Raw genomic sequence first — 22,918 nt, forward strand, 5'->3', positions numbered from 1 at the left:
AAAAGAGGAGAGTCCTTTCGACAAAAACAGTCAAATATTTTGGAGGTAAGTATGAACTGGTATCAAATGGAATCACAGGAAGTAATGGATAAACTCAACCGTTTCAAAGACCGGGGCTTATCCCAAAAAGAAGTTATCAAACGCCAGAGACATTATGGAAAAAATGAATTGCAAAGCGAAAAAGGTCCCGGATTTTTCCGTCAGTTTGCCGCGCAGTTTAAAGATTTTATGATTCTTACTTTACTGGCAGCTGCCGGCATTTCTTTTTTTGCTTCTTATGCACAGGGAGAAATGAATCTGACCGACCCTTTAATCATTCTGGCAATCGTTATCCTAAATGCTCTGCTTGGCATTTATCAGGAGAAAAAGGCAGAACATTCGCTGGCTCACCTTCGTTCTCTGCAAACACCACAATGTCAGGTACTAAGGGATGGAAAACGCCAGACCATATCTTCTCCGGAACTTGTGCCGGGGGATTTAGTCTATCTTGACACCGGCTGTCTTGTTCCCGCCGACGGCAGGCTTCTTCTTACGCACAATCTGTCTGCAAATGAATCTGCCCTTACCGGCGAAACAGGAAGCATCGAAAAAACTTCTGACTCACTGCATATGGAAAATCTCTCGCTTGGTGACCAGCTCAATATGGTATTTTCAGGTACAATGATTACGACCGGAAATGGACTGTTCTGCGTTACGGAAACCGGTATGAATACGCAAATTGGAAAAATTGCCGGTATGCTTTCCCATGAACAGGCACCGCAGACACCTCTTACCAAACGCCTCAATCACACAGGAAAAGTGCTTGGCATCCTGGCGCTGATTATCTGTGCGATTCTTTTTTTCCTGGGATTGCAGAAAAATCAGCCAGTTTTTGATATGTTTATGACTTCCGTCAGTCTTGGCGTCGCAGCCATTCCGGAAAGTCTGCCAGCCCTCGTTACCATTATGCTGAGTCTTGGCGTTGAGCGCATGGCAAAACAATGTGCCGTTATCCGCCATCTTCCTGCCGTGGAAACACTCGGCAGTGCCTCCGTTATCTGCTCGGATAAGACCGGCACGCTTACCCAGAATCGCATGACGGTTCGAAATGTATACAGTACCGAAAACGAAGAAACCTTGCTTCGTTATTTTCTGCTCTGCAACAACCAATCCGGTCCACTCGAACACGCACTGATTCATTACGGTGCATCAAGCGGACTTATTTATACGGAAGTACGAAAAGAATTTCCGGTTATTGAAGAAATCCCTTTTGACTCAATCCGCAAGCGGATGACAACGCTGCACCGGACACCCAATGGATATTTAGCAATAACTAAGGGAGCTCCTGAATTTATCCTTGCCAACTGTCACTCGTATCTCGATAAAGATGGCAGCACACGGCCACTGACACATACGATGCGGCATAGATTAAATGAACAAATTGAAAATTACACCGCCAATGCACTTCGCGTCATTGCTCTCGGTTTTTGTCTGCACAAAAGCCGCCCGGACAACAATTCCTTAGAATCCCATTTGGTTTTCCTTGGGATGGCAGGTCTGATTGACCCACCCCGCCCGGAAGCTTACGCCGCTGTTAAAAGCTGCCAGCACGCCGGAATCCGTCCGATTATGATTACCGGCGACCATAAAAACACCGCTGCGGCGATTGGCAAGGAACTTGGCATCTGCCAGACAAAAGACGAAGTCATTACGGGAGCCGACTTAGATGCCATCAGCGACCGTTCACTTCCGGCGGCGCTCAAAAAATATCATGTCTTTGCCCGTGTATCTCCAGCCCACAAAGTACGTCTCGTAAAAGGGTATCAGGCGATGGGAAATGTCGTTGCCATGACCGGTGACGGTGTCAATGATGCCCCTGCCCTAAAAGCAGCGGATATCGGCTGTGCCATGGGACGCACCGGAACCGATGTTGCCAAAAATGCATCTGACATTATCTTAATGGACGATAATTTTTCCACTATTGTAAGTGCCGTCCGGGAAGGGCGCGGTATTTACGATAACATAAAAAAAGCCATACATTTCCTCTTGTCTTGTAACATCGGGGAAATCATGACGATTTTTGTTGCTATCTTTTTCGGGCTGTCTGCACCACTTTTACCGGTACAACTGTTGTTTATTAATCTCGTGACGGATTCTTTTCCGGCACTATGCCTCGGTGTCGAGCCACCGGATCCGGACAGCATGAACCGTCCGCCATTATCGAAAAATGAAAGTATCTTTCACTTTGATACCGTCTTTCAGATGGTTTTAGAAGGTATGTTCATCGGCTCCTTAGCACTTTTTGCCTATACAAGCGGCAATTCCACCATGTGCTTTGCCGTACTTTCTTTATCGCAGTTAGTTCACTCGTTTAATATGAGAAGCGAGCACTCGCTGTTAGAGACGGGGATTCTTGGGAACAAAAAACTTTTATTTAGTGTATTGTTCTGCATTGTCCTGCAATGTCTGGTCATCTGTATGCCCGTTCTCCAGCCTATTTTCCATACGCAGTCACTTAATCTGCGCGAATGGGTTGTCGTAGGTATTTTATCTCTGATGCCGATTCCCCTCATGGAAATCAGCAAGCGGCTTCACGGATAAACTCACGGATTCGCTGAATGAGAATTTCTTTTACATCTTCCCCCGGATACTGTGTGGCGAGCATGTGTTTCATCAACATGCCGCCCGCTTTATTCGCGTGTCCGCCGCCAGCACCAATTCCACAGCTGACTTTTTCCGCCAAATCACTCGCCGGCAGATTTTTTTTCGCACTTCGTACCGACATTTTATATCCAATCGGCGTTTCATTATATACCACACAGCAGTCAACAGTTGCCACACAATTTACCATATCACTAATAACGCCAAGCAGATTTGGATCACATGGTTTTGTATGCAGCAGCGCAAAACGCTTTTCCTCATCATAGTAATAGTGAGACAACGCTTCTCCTGCTATTTCCAAATCCTGACGCTGTAAATTCGCATGAATCATTTCATCGAGACACTCTCTGTTAATCTGCAGAGAATCACGCATCTGTCTGTCTGCCGGATAATAAATTTCAGACAAACTGCTGGTATCACTATACAAACCATAATACAACGCCGTTGCCACCTGCCAGTTCGCATTCACCGGATACCCCGCCTCCAAAAGCAGTTCCCAGACCACGGTACAACAACTTCCGAATTCCGGGAAAATAAAACACCATTCATCCGTTTCTACACAAATCGGATGATGATCAACCATCGCCACTTTTTTCACCGGCATCGATGTAATATTACCTCCCTCATACTGGCAGTCCACGGTAATCAAAATGTCATGTTCCGGCATTTCATTCACATATCGAATCGGAATACCAAGGTGCTCCACCATCAATTTCAGCGATGGCTTTGTAATTTGATGTTCCCCTGCATAAATCAAATTTACCTTTTTACCCAGATTCATAAAATACGCATACAAACCAAACGCAGCCCCCATCGCGTCCGCATCCGGACTGTCATGGCACTGTATACAAATCGAATTGAATTCTGCAAATTGTTTGAGAAACATAAAACGCCTCGCCTCCCTCTCCTTTGTGGATTAAACTGTTTTTAGAATAGCAAAAAAAGGGGGAAGATTCAAGATTTTTATTATCTATATTTTTAGGAAACATCATCTGTCAATAGAGCCCCAAAAAAAGTTCATTCGTAAGAGACTATAAAGCAAAGCATTATCTTGTCTCAAACGAATGAACTCCTTTTTTAATTATAGATTAAGCGTCAACCATATACTCATGTGCCTCACCGTTTGTATCCGTTACTACAATCGTATGAGATACACCTTTCTTCACATACAGATTCAGTTTCCACTTATAGTTCGTAGTACCAGACTGTGCATTGATGTAAAAACTGCTGATTCCCTGGTCTACCCCATCAATCGTCACTGACTGAATACCGGAAAGTTTTGTTGTGTCAATCTCTGTACCAACATAAGTATCTTGGGTTTCCCATGTTGAGCCAAACATCGTCTTTCCACTGTTCGTACTATAGCAGGCACCACCGGTTACTGTCACTTTACAAATACTCTGGCTCTTTCCATCTCCAATTGCATAGGTACTGCCACCTGCGGAAATGATACCGCCATAGATTCCAATCTTCATCGTTTCAGCTGAGGCATCTGCAGTACCACCGCCACCAACTCCGGCTCCGTTACCGGAAGATGTGGCATAAATATTACCACCGTAGATGTAAATTTCTCCGCCACCTTTAGCGTACCTTGATTCACCGATTCCTGCAGCATTTCTTCCTGTATTGCAGGCTATAATCGTACCGCTCCTGATAATAATACGTCCTAATGTGCTAGATGTCTTACCATCTGATGCAGCACCAATTCCTGCCGATTCGTTACCGCCTAATGCCGTCAATTGGCCATCACCGGATATCGTCAGTTCACAACCGGACGGAACCTCGATTCCTGCATGATAGCCGGAACCGGTCAATGCGGATGTTCCAGCTAAGATAAGATTTACCTTAGCATCACCACTTAATTTAATTGGACTTGACTCACTCGATGTACAAACAAGATTATCTAACGTAATCGTATGAGTACCGCCCGTTACTAAAATATAATATGCTGTTGCCGATTGTGCTGTACTGGAAATCGTGTAATTTCCGGTAAATGCAGTTTCTTCTGCACTACCAATTGTATATCCGGTTGCACTGATTACAATACTTCCTTGCGCCAAATCCAATTCTTTTGTCTCTGCCGGTTCCGGTTCAGCCGTCGGCTCCGGAGTCGGTGTGGTAACCGGCGTAGGTGTTGGCGTAGCATCCGGATCAACGGTTGGAGTTGCCGTTGGAGTTGCCGTCGGAGTTGCCGTCGGAGTCGCCGTCGGAGTCGCAGTTGGTGCCACAGTCGGCGTTGCGGTCGGCTCTACAACTCCATTTGCCAGATTAATCAATGCCGTAAACGCTTTTTTCGGCAGATAATTTTCATCAAACAGTGATGGATAATAGGTACTTCCATTACTGTAAAAACTATTCAGCCAAGTATCCAAATCTGTCAGATTCCAGAATGTAACATTACTTACATTTACCGGAGCAGACGTATCATCCATTCGCTGTAATATAATATTCATGAACTTCTGGTATGCTGCTGCCAGTGTCTCATTACCCGCCTCTGAATTATCCTTACTTGCAAAATCAAGCTCAGTAATCTGCACCTCATAGCCATTTTGCTGGAATAATTTCAGTGCATTTTTAATATTATCACCATCTGCCACACCAAGATTAGTCTGATGTGCCTGCATGCCAAGACCATCAATATTTCCGGCATCTTTTGCATCTGCAAGATATTTCACAACTGCCTTCATCTGTCCCGGCGATGCCAGTCCGACAAAATCATTGTAGAACAATTTTGCCGATGAATTTGCTGCTTTTTCAGCTTCTCTCGCATATTCAAAAGACTTTGTAATATAAGTATTGTCGTCGTCTGTAAAAATAGCACCATACAAACTTGAACTTACTGTCCGTAATTTACAGCCATTGCTGTCAATTACCTCATTTACTACATCGTAAGCATATACAACGCCCGGATAATTAGTCTCTGCATAGGTAATAACCTGCTTAACATAACTTTCAATTCGAGCAAGCATCGTCTCTTTGTCAACAAGATTTGTAATGTTTTTCTTAGCTGTTCCCGTACCATCATACTCCGGTGTGTAATTCTTACAGAAATACCAATCCGGTGTCTGCGAATACCAGACAAGCGTATGGAAACGCACACTTAAATCATTTTCCTGAGCAAGCGATAAACATTTATCAATCACATCTGTATTAATAACCGGCATGCCATCTTCCGATGCTTTTGTTGCCTCTTCGTTCAAAAGATTCTCCGGTTTCAGCTCATCTGCAAATGTAACCGTACTGTAATGATGTTTAATAAATGATAAAATCTCCGGATTCTGCAAATTATAGCTGTAAACTGCACATCCCATCGGGAAGCGGTTTGCATATGCCTCTTTCAGACTTGGTGCAGCAAGAACTGCATCCATATCCAAATGCTTCTCCGTAATAGAAATATTGTCTACATAAAAATCATTTGAATAATTTGCCATTTCAAAATAAAGTGACAATTTACTTACATCACCCGGTGCCACAACCGTTGCGTCCACTTTTGTCCATGTACCATTCGGCACAACTACATTCTGCACGGTTGTATAAGCCATCGCTCCCGCATAGTCCATCGACTCCCACATGCAGTTTATCGTCTTGTTGCCACCCGTTGTCTGCTTTACATACGCCTCAATCTTATACGTTGTAAAATCAGTCACATTGTGAGTGATATCAATCATCGGTCCTGCCCAGTTTTTCACACGGTTGGAAACTTTCAAACAATAGTTGTCATTATAACCGCCCTCTACAACAGTCAGATCTTCTTCGCCCTGACGTCCGGTCACATATTGATTGGTACCGTCTTCAAAATCCAAAAGCAATGCTTTTGTCGGATCCTCTACCGGAATCGGGGTGCCCGGAACCTTCGTCGGTTCTGCTGTTGGTGTTGCAGTTGGCTCATCCGGGTCTGCCGTCGGTGTAACCGTAGGTCCTGCCGGCTCATTTGTTGCAGTCGCAGTGGGCTCCGCCGGCTCTGTCGTCGGTGTTACAGTTGGTGTCCCTGGCTTCTGCGTCGGGGTTGCAGTCGATGTGCCCGGTTTCTGCGTTGGGGTTGCAGTCGGTGTGCCCGGTTTCTGCGTCGGGGTTGCAGTCGGTGTGCCCGGTTTCTGCGTTGGGGTTGCAGTCGGTGTCACTGCCGGTTTCTGCGTTGGGGTTGCAGTCGGTGTGCCCGGTTTCTGCGTTGGGGTTGCAGTCGGTGTCACTGCCGGTTTCTGCGTCGGTGCTTTGGTTGGTACTTTTGTCGGTGCATTAGTCACAACTACTGTCTTTTTCTTTCTCACCGTAACCTTGCAGGTTTTCACATACTTCTTGCCCTGATAACGGAAACTTGCTGTAATCTTCGCTGTCCCCGCCTTTTTCGCTTTCACTTTTCCTTTCTTGGAAACTGTCGCAATTTTCTTGTTTTTGCTCTTCCATGTTACTTTTGTCTTCTTGCTTATATTTTTAACCTTAAGCGTTAAGGTTTTCCCCACAGTTATTACCGCTTTTTTCTTTGATAAAGCAGGCTTTTTCTTTGCTGCCTGAGTTGGCATAGAAAAAGAAAATACCATGCTTGCTGCTAACATCCATGCTAACAGCTTTTTACCATTCTTTTGCATACACAAACCTCCAATTCTATCCTTGAATTAATACTACTGATATTCTCTCATTTTAACATTTGGGAATCTATATTGCAATAACTAAAATCTTATCCTCTCATAAGCATTTCTTTAATGCAAACAGGGACCGGTCTGGCAAGAACCGGTCCCCAAAAGAGAAACAATTAGTTGTGACAATCTCCTATTTAATTTACGGCTCTGCAGCCACCTCATCCGGTGGTGCTCCACCTGGCTTTTTAACATCCTTTTTCTCTACTTTTTTCCCTTTGATTTTTGCTTTTGCAAAGAGTGCCTGTAATACAATAAAGAAGCAAAGCAGTGCGGAAAGTACAATTCGTACCCACCAGCTTGACAATGTACCCTGTGTTGTAATCAGACTGGTAATGGTTCCTTTAATCAGTACACCAAATGTTGTACCAACAACCGTTCCGACACCTCCCGAAAGAAGTGTTCCGCCGATTACTGCTGCCGAAATAGCATCCATTTCCAAACCTTTTGCCTGTTCTACAAATCCGGCACAACTGTTCAAGCAGAATAAGAATCCACCCAAGCCGGCCAAAAGACCATCTAAAATATAAGCTTCAAACTTCGTTCTTTTTACATTTAAGCCCATCATCAATGCACTCTGCTGGCTGCCGCCGATAGCAAATAATTTGCGTCCGAATTTTGTATAACGAAGCATAATAGCAATCAAAACAACCACAATTAGTGCAATCACAACCGATGGATATATATATGCCGGCCGGAATACCCCATGTTTATTATATGTTCCAATCGGCAGTTCAATCTGATATGTTGCCCATTTCTGAAACAAACCGTTTTTAATGGAAATCATATCTGTACTTATCATAGCCGTAAGTCCTCTTCCTAGAAACAAACCCGCCAGAGTAACGATAAACGGCTGAATTTCCAGGTAGGAAACTAAATAGCCTTGAAGCAAGCCAAACAGTAATCCAATACCAAGCGAAATCGCAAGAGCTGCATAAGGACTCATCCCCTTATTTTCCATAGCATAAGCACTCGCCATACAAACCAATGCGGTTACCGAACCAACCGAGATATCAATTCCTCCGGTAATCATAACGATTGTCATACCACAACCAATTACAATCAATCCGGCATTGTTAATAAACAAGTTGGTAAACATCTGCGGTTTTGCAAAACCTTTGTCTGCAAATACAATCATTCCTGCTACATACATTGCAATAAACAACACAATTGTAATAATGAAAAGAAATGTATTGCTGTTAAATCTTCTTGTCTTTGCCTTCAAAAATTCACCCATTACTGTTCACCTCCCTGTACTACTGCCTTTTTCGACTGTCTCTTCGCTTTGTAATTCTGCATTGCCTTTTTGTAAACCGGGCTCTGAAGAACTACGATAATGATAACAACGATTGCTTTATAAACCGGGAGCTGGTCAGACGGTACACTCATAGCATACAGCGTTGTTGTCAACGCCTGAATCGTATAAGCGCCAATTACTGACCCCATCAAACTAAATTTACCACCACTTAAGATGTTTCCACCTAACGCTACTGCTAAGATGGCATCCATCTCAAGATTCAGACCAATGTTGTTAGCATCTGCGGAATAAATTCGGCTCGAAGCAACAATTCCTGCAAGCCCTGCCAGGGCTCCGCAAATTACATAGGTGAGGAATTTAATTCTTGTAGAATTTAATCCAATCAAGCGGGATGCATGACTGTTAATTCCTACACTTTCAATATACATACCAAGTGCTGTCTTATTTAATACCAAATAGGCAACAACAACGGCTGCGACTGCAAAGATGACCGGTGTCGGAATTGGTCCGAGAAATCCACCCATTGCCTTGTAAGATTCCACACGGACATATGTAATCTGTCCTTGTGTAACCAACTGGGCAATACCGCGCCCTGCAGTAAACAAAATCAATGTAGCAACCATTGGCTGGATATTTAGTTTCGCAACCAAAAAACCATTAAACGCGCCGCACAAAGCAGCAACTAAAATTCCGGCAATCGCAGCAATGATAATCGGAGCAGCCAGTGTATTTGTACTTACTTCACCGCCGGACAAAATCTGACAGCAAACAGCAGCGGCAACCGCCATAACAGCACCAACACTGATATCCTGACCACCGGAAGCAGCTGTTACTAATGTCATACCAATGGCAAGTATAACAAGTTCAGAACCTCGGTTAATCACATCAATCAGCCATCCACTTAATTGTCCGTCCTTTAACGTTATATTAAAGAAATCCGGTGTTCGAATCACATTTACAAGCAATACGATAAACAAACACACAATCGGCATAAATAATCGCATTCCTGTTATTTTTTTAATTTTCTCAGCCATTATTCATCACCTCCCGCAATTGCTTTCATAATGGATTCTTGTGACAAATCCTCTTCTTCAATTTCGCCAACCTTTTTTCCGTCACGAAGAACTGCCATACGGCTGCAGGTTCGAAGCATCTCCTCAATCTCGGAGGATATAAAGGTGACTGCTTTTCCCTCATCCGCCAGTTGAAGTACTAATTTCTGAATTTCTGTCTTTGTTCCGATATCAATCCCTCGTGTCGGTTCATCCAAAATCAGGTAATCCGGATTCGTAAGCAGCCATCTGGCAATAATCACCTTCTGCTGGTTTCCGCCGGATAAGCTCTTAATCGGAGTTTCACGGCTTGCTGTTTTAATCTGCAACAAGTCAATGTATTTATCCGCAAATTCTTCCATCTGTTTGCGGGATAATAACTTAAACATTCCACGTTTTGCCTGAAGTGCCAATATAATATTTTCGCGAACAGACAAATCGGCAATGATTCCTTCCTTTTTTCTATCTTCCGGCAAATATGCCATGCCGGCTTTCATCGCATCCAATGGGGATGAGATTTTAGTATCTTTTCCTTTGACTTTCAGCACGCCGGAATCGGCTTTGTCAGCACCGTAAATGGCACGAACCATCTCTGAACGTCCGGATCCAAGAAGTCCTGTAAGTCCGATTACTTCTCCTTTGTTGATTGTCAAATCAAACGGTCGAATTGTACCTGCATGACCTAACCCTTTGGCCTCAATCAACGGTTCTAAATGTTTTTCATGCTTATATTCACCCTTGATATCTGCTAAGTCATCAAAATCTTTTCCCATCATTTTAGATACTAATTTTACACGTGGAAGTGATTCCACTTCATACTCACCAACCAATTCACCATTTCTCAGTACAGTGATTCGGTCACACACTTCATATACCTGTTCCAAAAAGTGTGTTACAAAAATAATTCCTACACCTTCTGCTCTCAATTTCCGCATCAGGACAAATAATTTCTGAACCTCGTCATCATCCAAAGAGGATGTCGGCTCATCCAAAATTAAAACTCGGCATTTCATATCCACAGCTCTGGCAATTGCTATCATTTGCTGAATTGCCAAGGAACACTCGTCCAAACTCTGAGTTGGTGCCACATGGATATCGAGATTCTTTAAAACCTCTGTCGACTTGCGATTCATCGTACGCCAGTCTATCATACCAAATCTTCTTGGCTCTCTGCCGATAAACAAGTTTTCTGCAACCGTAAGATTCGGACATAAATTTACTTCCTGGTATACGGTACTGATACCATTTTGTTGTGCTTCCTGCGGTGAATGATTCACTATTAATTCCGGTTTGTCTCCCGCTTTTTTTACCATGTAAATCTCACCCGTCTGAAAATCATGAACACCGGTTAACACTTTAATCAAGGTGGATTTACCTGCACCATTTTCCCCCATCAGGGCATGGATTTCTCCTTCCCGTAATGTAAAATCTACATTGGATAATGCCTTCACTCCGGGAAAAGTTTTGCTGATATTACTCATCTTTAATACAATATTCTCGCTCATCTTTCCCTCCATCTACCTGCATAACAGGATATTTTCTAATTGAGAGAGGAAGAAATCATTCCTCCTCTCTCACTCAATTTGTTACTGATTTTGTTTCATTTTTTTACATTGTGTTTGAATTAATACTTACGAGCGCCCATTACCTCATCTGTCACAACCGTTACCGGATACTCTTTTCCGTCAACAGTTACCGATTTTACAGTATCATCATGAGCAAACATTTCTTCATCTACGTAAGCTTTCTTCTCTGGTGTTTCTTTCTTCTCAAGCTGTTTGATGATTGCTTCTACACGTGGTCCATGAAGTGGGTTACACTCTGTATTCAAAGTGATTTCACCAGACTGAACTTTCTTCAAACCTTCTTTTGTACTATCGAAGGAGAATACCATCATGTCTTTGTCTGCACCAACTTCATAACCTGCTGCTTTGATTGCATCAATTGCACCAAATGCTTCGTTATCGTTCTCACAGTATACAACATTGATGTCTTTTTTGTACTTCTTCAAGAAGGACTGCATAACTTCCTGACCTTTTGCCTGTGTAAATTCACCGGTTGTTTTGTCAAGAAGGTTCCAGCCATTTGCAGCTACAGCATCATCCAGACCTTTGGTACGGCCAATCTGTGCCGATGCACCGATTGTACCCTGAATATTAACCAGTTTCATATCTTTCATGTTCTTTGCTTTCATGTAAGCATCCAAGTAAGCTGCTGCCTTTTTACCTTCCAGTTCGAAGTTAGAACCTACCCATGCAGTATACAAACTGTCATCTTTTACATCTACCATACGGTCAACAATGATAACTGGGATTCCTGCCTGTTTTGCCTCACCAAGAACGGCATCCCATCCGGTCTCAGTAACCGGTGCAAGTACGATGTAATCAACATCCTGCTGGATAAAGTTACGGATGGCTGAAATCTGGTTCTCCTGTTTCTGCTGTGCATCGTCAAAAATCAATTCATAACCATTGTCTTTGGTAAATGTTGATTTCATTGATTCTGAGTTTGCTGTACGCCAGTCAGATTCTGCACCTACCTGTGAAAATCCAACCGTAATTACATCGGAAGATCCTTCTTCTTTCGCTGTGTCATTTGTGGAAGCATCACCACCTCCACATGCAGTAAGGGAAAACGCCATTACTGCAGTAAGCATTCCTGCTACTACCTTTTTCATGAAATTTTTTCTCATAACTCAATTCCTCCTTTTCTGTATGAGTTCTCGTTTTTGTATCTCCATCATAATAAAAAATAACCAAAAGTCCAATGGATATTCTTTTGGTTATTTTGGATTTTTCTATTCTTTTTTTCATAAATGATTGAAAAAATTACGGCAAGGGTGATTTTTTTACGATTCCCATGGCAGCCACACCTCAACACATGTTCCTTCCTGCAATACGCTGTCGATGGAAAGTCCATATTCTTCTCCAAACTTCAACCGGATTCTTTCATTCACATTATACAAACCATAAAAATCATTGCTGTCTTCAATTTTCGTCGTCAAGCCGCCACGAACCTGATTCAACCGTTCTTTTGTCATACCAATTCCATTATCTTCCACCCGGATAACACATTTGTCTTTTTCCCTTCGTCCGGTAACTACTATCCTTCCCTTTCCTCTCTTATTCTTAATTCCATGATAAAGTGCATTTTCCACAAGTGGCTGTAACGTTATTTTGGGTATTTTGCAGTTAGCAATCTCCTCCGGTATATCCACATCATACGTTAAAATATCCTGATATCTTACCTGCTGAATCTGCAAATAACTTGTAATATGACGACATTCCCCTTCTAAAGACACAATGTCTTTTCCACTATTTAAGGAAGCACGGAAAAAATCAGACAACGTCTGTACCATACTAACAACCTGTTCTTTTTGACCTGCTTCGGCCAGCCAAACAATTGTATCCAGCGTATTGTATAAGAAATGAGGATTAATCTGCATCTGTAAGATTTCCAATTCAGCTTCTCGAAGTCTCATCTGTTCCAGCATCACATTATCAATCAGCGTCTTTATTTTTTCAATCATTACATTTAATGAATCCGCTAACAATTTTACATCCACACCATGTTCCATATGTGCCCGCACCTCAAGATTTCCATCGGCAACCTCTTTCGTAATACTACTCAGATAGCGAACCGGTTTAGAAATACTTCTCGGAATAATTGTAATCATCATCGTGGTAACCACAACAAGAAAAGCAGCAAGGAACAAACTTATAATAATCATATTTCGGGTGATGTGCTGCATATCCGAATAAATAAGTGCACTTTGTCTGTTTTCATTATAAAGCAGCTGCAGCATCTTATTTTGAATATTTGCGGTAACTAATTGTACGCCATTTTCCCACAAATCCCGATTTTCATCATATTTCCCTTCTTTTTGCATATTTTCCTGAATCGTTTTGGTATATTTTTCAAGCACTTGAAAATAACGTTCAATCTGGACAATACATTCCTTGTTTTCGCTATTTTCCGTCGTTGCCTTTACACGTCTGATAATATCCTTTGCATAACGGATATCTTGTTCCGGATTTTGATCCGTATAAGTACGGTTTCCGGTCGTAATCAAATATATTTTATAATCATAATTCTTTTTAAAATCCAAATTGAATTCACTGATAATGGCCGTATTCCTTACAACTTTATCATAACGGTTGGTTGCATCCAACGCACATACAAACCAAATCAGGACAAACAAAATCAGCGGCACTAAAAGAAGTACAAATGCCACTGAAATTTTTTTCTGAATCGAAAAATCACGATACTCATCTATTTTCTTCCTAAAAATACGAAAAAATAATTTTTTCATCCTTTTGCCCCTCCCTCTCGGTACTGTGTTGGGGTACATCCCTGATTTTTTTTAAATAAATGTGAAAAATAGTGTGGATCTTTATAACCAACTTTTTCACTTATTTCACTGCTCCGCATCGTTGTGCATTTCAAAAGTTCTTTGGCTTTATTCATACGTACATCCGTCAAATAACGGATAAAAGTATGTCCTGTCTTCTGGCTGAAAATCGCACTCAGATGATTTGGACTGACATTCACCTCTGCCGCAACGGTATTCAGTGACAAATCCTCATCACTGTAATTTTTGTCGATATATTTTTTCGCAAGCTCGACAATATCGCTGTTATGCTCTTTCGTGTGGCGGTCTCGTATCTCCATCACCTCACGGAACAAAGAAATCACATAAGAAATAGTTGTATCTAACTGCTGTAAAACCTGTTCCATCTGCACCGGGCTTTCAAACGGCTCCTTTCTGGAAAACTCCTCCGAATCTCCAAGCTGCTCCAAAAAATGGCTCGCCGCAACATACATATCCATCACAATATACTGGCGGAAAATCAATGAATTCTGACAGGCATCCCCTGCATTTTCAAGATATTCCTCTACAAAAATCGGAATTTCCTCCGAATCACCTCCACGCAAAAAAGCTTTAATCCGAGTCTTATCAAGTCCGCCAAAATTAATCTTTCCAACATGATACTCGCCATCGGCTCTTTCCATCAAAACCGGCTTTCTATCAATCTGCTCAAATCGCAGAATCTGATTCCCTTCCACCAGAAAACGATAAGCAAAGGCATGTGCTGCCGTCTCATACGCTTGTGAAATTTCCCGAATACGGCTCACCGGACTGCCCACACTTCCAAAATAGCCAATTTCCGGTTTTTCTGATAACATATTTTCTAAAAAATCTGCCAAATCCTTCGCATCTTCTTCCATCTTCTCTTTTGATTCTTCCATAAAGAGAATAATTTCGCCCTCCGGTTCTCTGTCAAAACACACCATATGTTCCGATTTGGAAGATATATAATTTTGCAATTTGTCATTCATTTCATTGACTGCTGCCGAATAAGAATCAAAAGTACTTCGTCCGATTTTCACAAGCATTATCTGATAATAGGACGCAGCCAACTCAATTCCAATACTGCGTGCTTTTTCCAGAAGCTCTGCCATAGAAAGTCTTCCCTCAATCAGATTGGAAAAAAAGAGGCTCTTAGCATGCTCTCTGCGTTCTTTCTCTCCGGCCTCGTCCTCTCTGTCACGCCTGCCCGCTTGTCTTTCTTCTGTAATTTTGTCTGCTGCACGTCTGACAACCTGTAGTAATTCATCACTGTTAATCGGTTTTAACAAATATTCTTCCACACCAATTTGAATGGCATCCTTTGCATATTCAAATTCTTCATGACCACTTAAAATCAAAATCTTTGTCTGTGGCAGTTCTTTTTTTACCAAACGGCTTAACTCCAATCCGTCCATAAAAGGCATGCATATATCTGTAATTACAATATCCGGATGCTTCTTTTTTATAAGAGGAAAGGCCAGTTCTCCATCACTGGCCTCTCCAACAAACGAGAGACCATAGGCCTCCCAATTCATATTCTTGATTCCCTCTCTGACAATAAATTCATCTTCGACAAGAAATACACTGATCATAAAAAAACGCCTTCTCCCTACTCGTTCTCCATTTTATAATTTCATTGAATCAACGGCTGTCCGCTCAATCGGAAGTCCTTCTTTGTAAATCCGGATAAATTCATCAAATCCTTTGACTCCTTCCGGATTCGGATTTAATTCACTGCCTTCCTGACCGGCAAACACCTCTTTATTCAAATAGTCACCAAGATTTTTTCCATCGTTATGAATCAAATAAGCAGCTAACACAGCAATGCCCCAGGCACCACCTTCACCGGCCGTTTCCATAACAGAAATTGGTGTATCTACAGCGTCTGCCAAAATCTGCTGACCGACACCTTTGGTTTTAAATAAACCGCCGTGGCCTAAAAGCTTATCTACTGCTACTTTTTCTTCTTTCAAAAGAAGGTCCATACCAATTTTCAAAGAAGCAAGTGCCGAATACAGATTCACACGCATAAAGTTAGCTAAATTAAATTTACTGTTTGGGGTGCGGACAAACAATGGACGTCCTTCTTCCATTTCCGTAATATTTTCACCGGAAATATAATTGTACGCCAACAGATTTCCACCGTTTGCATCGCCTTCCATCGCTTTTTTGTACAATGTGCCATACAACCGGTTCATATCGACATCCAGACCAAAACTCTCTGCAAATTCGCGGAAAATATTTACCCACGCATTCAAATCAGATGTACAGTTATTGCAGTGCACCATCGCAACCAAATCACCGGACGGTGTTGTAACCAAATCCAGTTCTTTGTAAACTTTACTCAATTCTTTTTCAAGAACTACCATAGAAAATACCGATGTACCGGCAGACACATTTCCTGTGCGCCGTGCAACAGAATTCGTTGCCACCATACCGGTTCCTGCATCTCCCTCCGGCGGACAAAGCGGAACTCCTGCCTCCAAATCACCGTCTGTATCAAGAAGTTTTGCGCCTTCTTGTGTAAGTGTTCCTGCATCCTCTCCGGCGGACAATACTTCCGGGAAAATGTCCATTAATTTCCATGGATATCCTTTGTCTGCAATCGCTTCATCAAACTGAGAAACCATTTTTGCATCGTATTTTCCTGTTTCAATATCAATCGGGAACATACCGGATGCATCCCCTACACCAAGCACTTTTTTGCCGGTCAGCATCCAGTGAATATAACCGGCTAATGTTGTCTGGAAGCAAATATCTTTTACGTGTTCTTCTCCATTTAAAATTGCCTGATACAAATGGGCAACACTCCATCTCTGCGGAATATTATACCGGAATAAATCTGTCAATTTTTCCGACGCTTCTTCGGTAATCGCATTGCGCCAGGTGCGGAATGGAACAAGAATTTTGTCATCCTTATCAAATGCCATATATCCGTGCATCATGGCACTAAATCCAATCGCAGCCAATTTGGTTACTTTCACACCGTATTTTTCCTGCACATCTTTTTTCATATCCTGATAGCAGTCCTGCAATCCCTTCCAAATAGCATCGATGCTGTAAGTCCAGACACCATCCACTAACTGATTTTCCCATTCATGGCTTCCGGATGCAATCGGATGATGTTTTCCATCAATCAAAACCGCCTTGATTCTGGTTGAACCAAATTCAATACCAAGTACCGCTTTTCCCTCTTCAATCTGCTTTTTTGTATCCATTCTAATATCCTCCATTTCTTTGTTTATTTCTCGCACATCTGTGCATAACGCCAGGAATCTTCACACATCCGTTTCAAATCGTACTGTGCTTCCCAGCCAAGTTCTTCTTTTGCCTTTTTCGGGTCTGCGTAGCAAGTGGCAATATCGCCGGCACGACGTGGCTTAATCGTATATGGAATTTTCACTCCATTTGCTGCCTCAAATGCCTTTACAATATCCAAAACACTGTAACCATTTCCCGTTCCTAAATTATAAATATTAACACCTTCTGCAGATACAGCCTTCTGAATCGCATTCACATGTCCTTTTGCCAAATCAACTACATGAATGTAATCGCGGACACCTGTTCCATCCGGTGTATCATAATCGTCACCAAACACACCAAGTTCCGGAAGTTTGCCAACTGCCACCTGCATAATGTACGGCATCAGATTATTCGGAATTCCATTCGGACTTTCCCCAAGCAAACCGCTCTCATGCGCTCCAATCGGATTAAAGTAACGTAAAAGAACAACGCTCCACTCATTGTCCGATGTATAAAAATCAGATAAAATCTGCTCTAACATCGACTTCGTCCATCCATACGGATTTGTACAGGTTCCTTTCGGGCACTTCTCCGTAATCGGAATCTGCGCCGGATCACCATAGACTGTTGCGGAAGAGCTGAAAATAATGCGCTTGCAGCCATATTCCTTCATTAATTCACAAAGATTTAATGTACCGGTGATATTATTCTGATAATACATCAGCGGTTTTGCCACTGACTCTCCAACCGCTTTTAAACCTGCAAAATGAATCACAGCATCCAGTTTATGCTCCTCAAAAATCGGACGCATACTCTCCTTGTCTAACATATCTGCTTTATAGAACGTAATTTTCTTTCCTGTGATTTTTTCAATTTTATCTACCACATCAATTTTTGAGTTATACAAATTATCAAAAACAACTACTTCATATCCCTTGTTTAAAAGCTCCACACACGTATGGGAACCAATGTAGCCGGTTCCGCCTGTTACTAAAATTTTCAAAATTGTTTCCTCCATTTCACTTAAATTTAGGTTCAAGCCTCACCCCTTTCGTGCAAACGCGATGCTTTGTTTCCTTTATCATAGGGGCTCGAATCGTTCGTTTTCTCTTGTTATTGTACCACAGGTCCATCACCAATTTCAACTACATAGAAGTCTGCGCTAAGCCCCGTTTTTTCTGTATAGATTCTTCCGGTTTCCTGAATAAATTCATCCACGAAATTCTCTTTTACAAGACTAATTGTTGAGCCGCCAAAACCGCCCCCGGTCATGCGCGAACCAAGAACCCCGTCCTGCTGCCAGGCTGCCTCTGTCAGCGCATCCATTTCATCTCCTGTGACTTCGTAATCTTCAGACAACGACTGATGGGAGGCTTTCATTAACTCGCCGAATGTTTTCAGTTCACCGTTTTTTAACGCCGCAGCCGCCTGCTTTGTTCTGGCATTTTCCGTGACCGCATGTTTCACACGCCGTTTTCTATCGTCATCTTTAACCGTCACCTGATACAGATTCCATGTTTTTTCATCCAAATCGCAAAGGGCATGAATTCCAATTGCCTGTGAAATTTCTTCCAGAGCAGTTTCACATTCTTCCCGTCTTTCATTATACTTTGACTCACCAAGTTTATGCTTTTTATTGCTGTTCGCAATAATTAATTTTACTCCGGACAGTGTAATAGGAATATACTCATAACCCAAAGTTTTCGTGTTTAATAAAATTGCATGGTCCTTTTTCCCCATCGCTACAGCAAACTGATCCATAATGCCACAATTTACGCCACAAAATTCATGCTCTGCCTGCTTCCCCATTAATGCAAGATCCACATTGGTCACATCAAAGCCATACAAGTCCTGCACAATAAATCCAATCAGCACTTCCAAAGATGCCGAGGAAGAAAGTCCTGCCCCACTTGGCAAGTCGCCAAACAACAGTAAATCCATGCCAAATGGCAGTACCATTTCTTTCTTTTCAAATGCCCACAAAACGCCTTTAATATAGTTCGTCCAATCGGATTCATTCACTACTTGATAATCCCCAATCGCAATCTCCTGAATCTCGTCTTCCATGTTCATGGAATAAACTTTTATTTTCTTGTCCGCACGTCTTCTCGCAACTCCATAAGTTCCAAGTGTCAGTGCACACGGCAGCACCAGTCCCCCACTGTAATCAATGTGCTCACCAATCAGATTCACTCGTCCCGGTGCAAAATATACTTTTGTACCATTGGTATCACCATAAATGTCCTGAAATTTCTCCAGTAATTTTTCCTTCATCATTTCTCTCCCTCTTTTTCATTAACTCCATTATAACAAACTCTCCCTATAAACGGTCAATGGATTATTATAAGGTAATGGTGGATTTTTTTATAGTTACGAAATCCGCAAACAAAAAAACCACACATCCGAATTTCTTTCAAATGCATGGCTCTTTCTCTTGTTCCAACTAGGCTTCTTCTGCTTTATCAACTTCTACAATCGCAGACTTCTGCATCGGAATACGACAGTTTTTGTTGCTTCCAAACTCAACGATAACCACTTCGTCTGTCATATCAATGACAACACCGTAAAAACCGCTGGTTGTAAGAATACTGTCACCAACTGCAACTGCATTTACCAATGCCTGATGCTCTTTTTCTTTCTTTTTCTGCGGACGAATCGCAATCAAATAGAATGCGCCAATAATTACCACATAAAGCAAAATAATTCCAATTCCCTGCATGAGTTAACCTCCTAAAATCATTCATCCAAACCGGCTTCCATACGTGCCAGCTTGTTCTTTTTATATTCAGAGAAAGTACCTGTTTCGATAGCTTCCCGAATTTCTTCCATCATTGTATTATAAAAATACAAATTATGCAAGACTAATAATCGCAGACCAAGCATTTCCTTTGCCTTCAAAAGATGCCTGATATACGCCCTGCTGTAGTGTCGGCAGGCAGGACATCCGCATCCGACCTCAATTGGACGGTCATCCAGTTCATACTTTTTATTCTGCAGATTCATCTTGCCATGGTTTGTGTAAGCATGTCCGTGTCGCCCATTTCTCGCCGGATATACACAGTCAAAGAAATCAACACCCCTCTCTACAGCTTCTAAAATATTCTGTGGTGTACCAACCCCCATCAGATAAATGGGTTTATCCTGTGGCAGTTCCGGCACCGTAACATCCAAAATGTGATACATCTGCTCATGCGTTTCACCGACTGCCAAACCACCAATCGCATAACCATCCAAATCCAGTTCGCGGATTGCTCTTGCGTGATTAATACGGATATCTTCAAAAGTTCCGCCCTGGTCAATACCAAAAAGCATCTGCTCCTTATTAATCGTATCCGGAAGTGCATTTAACCGCTCCATCTCTGCCTTACAACGGCGCAGCCACCGCGTCGTTCGGTCAACCGAATTCTGCATATATTCACGCGTAGCCGGATGCGGTGGACACTCATCAAATGCCATCGCAATCGTTGACGCGAGATTCGACTGAATCTGCATACTTTCCTCCGGTCCCATGAAAATTTTACGTCCATCAATATGTGAATTAAAATGCACGCCCTCTTCTTTGATTTTTCTAAGTCCGGCTAAGGAAAACACCTGAAATCCGCCCGAGTCTGTCAAAATCGGCTTGTCCCAATTCATAAACTTATGAAGACCACCTAATTTTTTTATCACGTCATCACCCGGTCTCACATGCAGATGATACGTATTTGACAATTCAACCTGCGTGTGGATATCATGTAAATCCATCGTAGAAACTGCACCCTTAATCGCAGCCACCGTTCCTACATTCATAAACACCGGCGTCTCAATTACGCCATGCGGTGTCGTGAAACGACCTCTGCGCGCACGCCCATCAGTCGCCAGCAATTCATATTTCTTCATTTACCGTGTCACTCCAAAACCAAGTATTGTAAATTTCTTCGCCTCGTCGCCTTCTTTCATGCGGAATACGATTTCGTGTTTTTTGCTCTCTTTTTCATCAATTAAAATCTGCGGATTACAGTGTGCCCATCCATTATCGAGTGGGTTAATCTGTTTTACCACATTGCCATCAACTAAAATATCAGCCGTACCAAATTCGGACGAACCGGAATCTTTGATGACCGCCACTAAATTTTTACAAGTAATCGTCATCCTAAATTCTGCCCCTGTTACAGAACCGTCATTCATCCAGTTGTCAGCAAACTCCGGTGAACCATTTAAATCCATATCACGCTCTACATACTGGATATCTGTATCTTTTGCATCATACCCATTCTGTACAATCACTGCAAAATCTTCTGCATTTGTGCGGTCAAAGCGAAGCAAATCCTTAAACTGTGTGCCATAAACCGGCTCTTTGTCAAGAGAAATATCCTGCTCTGCCATCTCCTCTTTGTCTACCTTTTCAAACAAATTTGCAATGCAGTCTGCCATAATGCGGTGTCCATCATTCGTTGGATGGTAAATATCATAGAAGAACTGTCTCTTTGTAATTACACGATTTTTTTCAAACTGCGGAACAACAGCATCTTTTACACTAACCATCGGCAGTTCATAGCGCTCACCAATTGGCTGCAATCGATTTTGCAGATTCCAGTCATTCATAAATACTGCAAAATTCAATAACACTGCCGGTGCATTTTCAGCTTGAAGAATTTTCATCACAAGACTCTCAAAACTAACACCCTGCGTCTCATCGCCCTCGTCATTTACCGCAAATTCAACCACTACCAAATCCGGCGTAATCTCACCATTTTTCGTAACATCTAAATCATAACGCACCATACCAAGTTCGGATGGAGTTCCACCGACACCGGCCTTTACATAGTGCATATTTTTTCCATCGCAAGGTGAAAACAACTTGCAAAACGCGTCATAAGAACGGTAAGCATAACACATCGTGTTGATTGGCTTTCCGCCGGCTCCCTGTGTAATCGAGCCTCCAATATAAGCAATCGTCACATCCTCGCCGCGTTTACATTTTTCGATTACCTTTTTCAGGCGATAATTGTTTCCTGTCGACACAAGCGAGTTTTCAATCATATCCTGATACTCCGGCGAATCAAAATTAACCGGCGGATCAACTTGAATTTCCGGCACTTCATAGCCATCATTTACATAAAATTTGACTGTCAAATCCATATTTTTATTTTCTTCCGGGAAAATAAAATTAAAGGAGCCGAAGCAGTCATCATCCTCATTTACCGGGTAGGCATCTACCGGAAGAACCATTTCTTCTCCCGTACATGGAATTGTCGCTTCCATCACAGTTCCTGTCGTGTATTTATCAGTTTTTCCATAACACTGGAACTGAAACTCGACTTCCTTTTCTTTATCTGCCGGGTCTTCCGCCTTAATACTGACACCAACACTGTGAACCAGTTTGCGGAATGTCTCCATCCTTGGGAGCATATCCAGCAATTCTTCATCAATATCTCCTGATGTAAATTTTACCTGATCTTTTAATCTTCCCTCTAAGTACACATAATCGCGAATTACGCCCTCCGGGTCTTTCGAACCGGAAATCGTCTTATCTAAAACAACATATAAACATGGTCTTTTTTCAACCGGATCCTTCGGTGCGGCAGGTCCTCTCATATTCTTACAACTCCTTTTTTCTCAAATCATTTTCAAATGCAAAAGTCCCCTTTTGCACGGCAATCGTTATCATTATAACGCATAATCGTCAAAAGGGGAACCCCATTATTACAATTCCTGTAACAAAGTCAAACAGCAAATATCCAGCATCAATATTACCTCC

The 22,918-nt window shown here is 42.2% G+C and carries 14 protein-coding genes and 1 pseudogene; 1 reads left to right on the forward strand and 14 read right to left on the reverse strand.

Annotated features, from left to right (window positions below):
• Positions 1-24 precede the first annotated feature (24 nt).
• Positions 25-2,580: pseudogene (locus DW019_RS10840) on the forward strand (calcium-translocating P-type ATPase, PMCA-type); the annotation flags it as partial.
• Here the strand turns inward: DW019_RS10840 and DW019_RS10845 are convergent.
• From DW019_RS10845 to DW019_RS10910, 14 genes are all read right to left on the reverse strand, one after another.
• On the reverse strand, positions 2,558-3,526 hold the full coding sequence (locus DW019_RS10845; RefSeq protein WP_022377478.1) for a DHH family phosphoesterase: 969 nt from the start codon (positions 3,524-3,526) through the stop codon (positions 2,558-2,560). The pseudogene DW019_RS10840 and the gene DW019_RS10845 overlap by 23 nt on opposite strands.
• Positions 3,527-3,728: 202 nt before the next feature.
• A complete protein-coding gene (locus DW019_RS10850; protein ID WP_118443368.1) occupies positions 3,729-7,226 on the reverse strand; it encodes an endo-1,4-beta-xylanase in 3,498 nt (1,165 codons plus the stop codon).
• A gap of 190 nt (positions 7,227-7,416) precedes the next feature.
• The gene (locus tag DW019_RS10855) at positions 7,417-8,499 is read right to left on the reverse strand and encodes a sugar ABC transporter permease YjfF (RefSeq protein ID WP_118443383.1); all 1,083 of its coding nucleotides are present in this window, start codon (positions 8,497-8,499) and stop codon (positions 7,417-7,419) included.
• A gap of 11 nt (positions 8,500-8,510) precedes the next feature.
• Positions 8,511-9,569, reverse strand: a complete 1,059-nt coding sequence (locus DW019_RS10860; protein WP_347461592.1) for an ABC transporter permease — start codon at positions 9,567-9,569, stop codon at positions 8,511-8,513.
• The gene (locus DW019_RS10865) at positions 9,566-11,089 is read right to left on the reverse strand and encodes a sugar ABC transporter ATP-binding protein (RefSeq protein ID WP_117479051.1); all 1,524 of its coding nucleotides are present in this window, start codon (positions 11,087-11,089) and stop codon (positions 9,566-9,568) included. The genes DW019_RS10860 and DW019_RS10865 overlap by 4 nt, the downstream gene beginning before the upstream one ends.
• 119 nt (positions 11,090-11,208) lie before the next feature.
• Positions 11,209-12,276 (reverse strand): ABC transporter substrate-binding protein, encoded by a 1,068-nt coding sequence (locus DW019_RS10870; protein WP_347474421.1) that lies wholly within the window; start codon positions 12,274-12,276, stop codon positions 11,209-11,211.
• 156 nt (positions 12,277-12,432) lie between these two features.
• The gene (locus tag DW019_RS15530) at positions 12,433-13,896 is read right to left on the reverse strand and encodes a sensor histidine kinase (protein ID WP_242989404.1); all 1,464 of its coding nucleotides are present in this window, start codon (positions 13,894-13,896) and stop codon (positions 12,433-12,435) included.
• Positions 13,893-15,527, reverse strand: a complete 1,635-nt coding sequence (locus DW019_RS10880; protein WP_118443369.1) for a response regulator — start codon at positions 15,525-15,527, stop codon at positions 13,893-13,895. Before DW019_RS10880 ends, DW019_RS15530 begins: the two co-directional genes overlap by 4 nt.
• Positions 15,528-15,560: 33 nt before the next feature.
• Positions 15,561-17,153, reverse strand: a complete 1,593-nt coding sequence (locus DW019_RS10885; protein WP_117479053.1) for an FGGY-family carbohydrate kinase — start codon at positions 17,151-17,153, stop codon at positions 15,561-15,563.
• A 23-nt stretch (positions 17,154-17,176) separates the two neighbouring features.
• Positions 17,177-18,181: a UDP-glucose 4-epimerase GalE gene (gene galE, locus DW019_RS10890; RefSeq protein WP_118443370.1), complete on the reverse strand. Its 1,005-nt coding sequence runs from the start codon at positions 18,179-18,181 to the stop codon at positions 17,177-17,179.
• 110 nt (positions 18,182-18,291) lie between these two features.
• Positions 18,292-19,452, reverse strand: a complete 1,161-nt coding sequence (locus DW019_RS10895; protein ID WP_118443385.1) for a galactokinase — start codon at positions 19,450-19,452, stop codon at positions 18,292-18,294.
• Positions 19,453-19,621: 169 nt separating this feature from the next.
• Positions 19,622-19,897 carry a preprotein translocase subunit YajC gene (gene yajC, locus DW019_RS10900; protein WP_117479055.1) on the reverse strand — a complete coding sequence of 92 codons (276 nt, stop codon included), beginning with the start codon at positions 19,895-19,897 and terminating at the stop codon, positions 19,622-19,624.
• 17 nt (positions 19,898-19,914) lie between these two features.
• On the reverse strand, positions 19,915-21,057 hold the full coding sequence (tgt, locus tag DW019_RS10905) for a tRNA guanosine(34) transglycosylase Tgt (RefSeq protein ID WP_022377466.1): 1,143 nt from the start codon (positions 21,055-21,057) through the stop codon (positions 19,915-19,917).
• Complete coding sequence (locus DW019_RS10910) at positions 21,058-22,755, reverse strand: SGNH/GDSL hydrolase family protein (protein ID WP_118443371.1); 1,698 nt, start codon at positions 22,753-22,755, stop codon at positions 21,058-21,060.
• Between the last annotated feature and the right edge of the window lie 163 nt (positions 22,756-22,918).

Source organism: Clostridium sp. AF37-5 (assembly GCF_003477605.1).
In the GTDB taxonomy this organism is placed as follows: domain Bacteria; phylum Bacillota; class Clostridia; order Lachnospirales; family Lachnospiraceae; genus Eubacterium_F.

Coding starts and splice junctions, on each gene's coding strand:
- tgt (WP_022377466.1), bottom strand. CDS start 21,057: ATGAAGAAATATGAATTGCTGGCGACTGATGGGCGTGCGCGCAGAGGT.
- DW019_RS10845 (WP_022377478.1), bottom strand. CDS start 3,526: ATGTTTCTCAAACAATTTGCAGAATTCAATTCGATTTGTATACAGTGC.
- DW019_RS10895 (WP_118443385.1), bottom strand. CDS start 19,452: ATGAAGGAAAAATTACTGGAGAAATTTCAGGACATTTATGGTGATACC.
- DW019_RS10865 (WP_117479051.1), bottom strand. CDS start 11,089: ATGAGCGAGAATATTGTATTAAAGATGAGTAATATCAGCAAAACTTTT.
- DW019_RS10885 (WP_117479053.1), bottom strand. CDS start 17,153: ATGGATACAAAAAAGCAGATTGAAGAGGGAAAAGCGGTACTTGGTATT.
- DW019_RS15530 (WP_242989404.1), bottom strand. CDS start 13,896: ATGAAAAAATTATTTTTTCGTATTTTTAGGAAGAAAATAGATGAGTAT.
- DW019_RS10880 (WP_118443369.1), bottom strand. CDS start 15,527: ATGATCAGTGTATTTCTTGTCGAAGATGAATTTATTGTCAGAGAGGGA.
- DW019_RS10870 (WP_347474421.1), bottom strand. CDS start 12,276: ATGAGAAAAAATTTCATGAAAAAGGTAGTAGCAGGAATGCTTACTGCA.
- DW019_RS10850 (WP_118443368.1), bottom strand. CDS start 7,226: ATGCAAAAGAATGGTAAAAAGCTGTTAGCATGGATGTTAGCAGCAAGC.
- yajC (WP_117479055.1), bottom strand. CDS start 19,897: ATGCAGGGAATTGGAATTATTTTGCTTTATGTGGTAATTATTGGCGCA.
- DW019_RS10910 (WP_118443371.1), bottom strand. CDS start 22,755: ATGAGAGGACCTGCCGCACCGAAGGATCCGGTTGAAAAAAGACCATGT.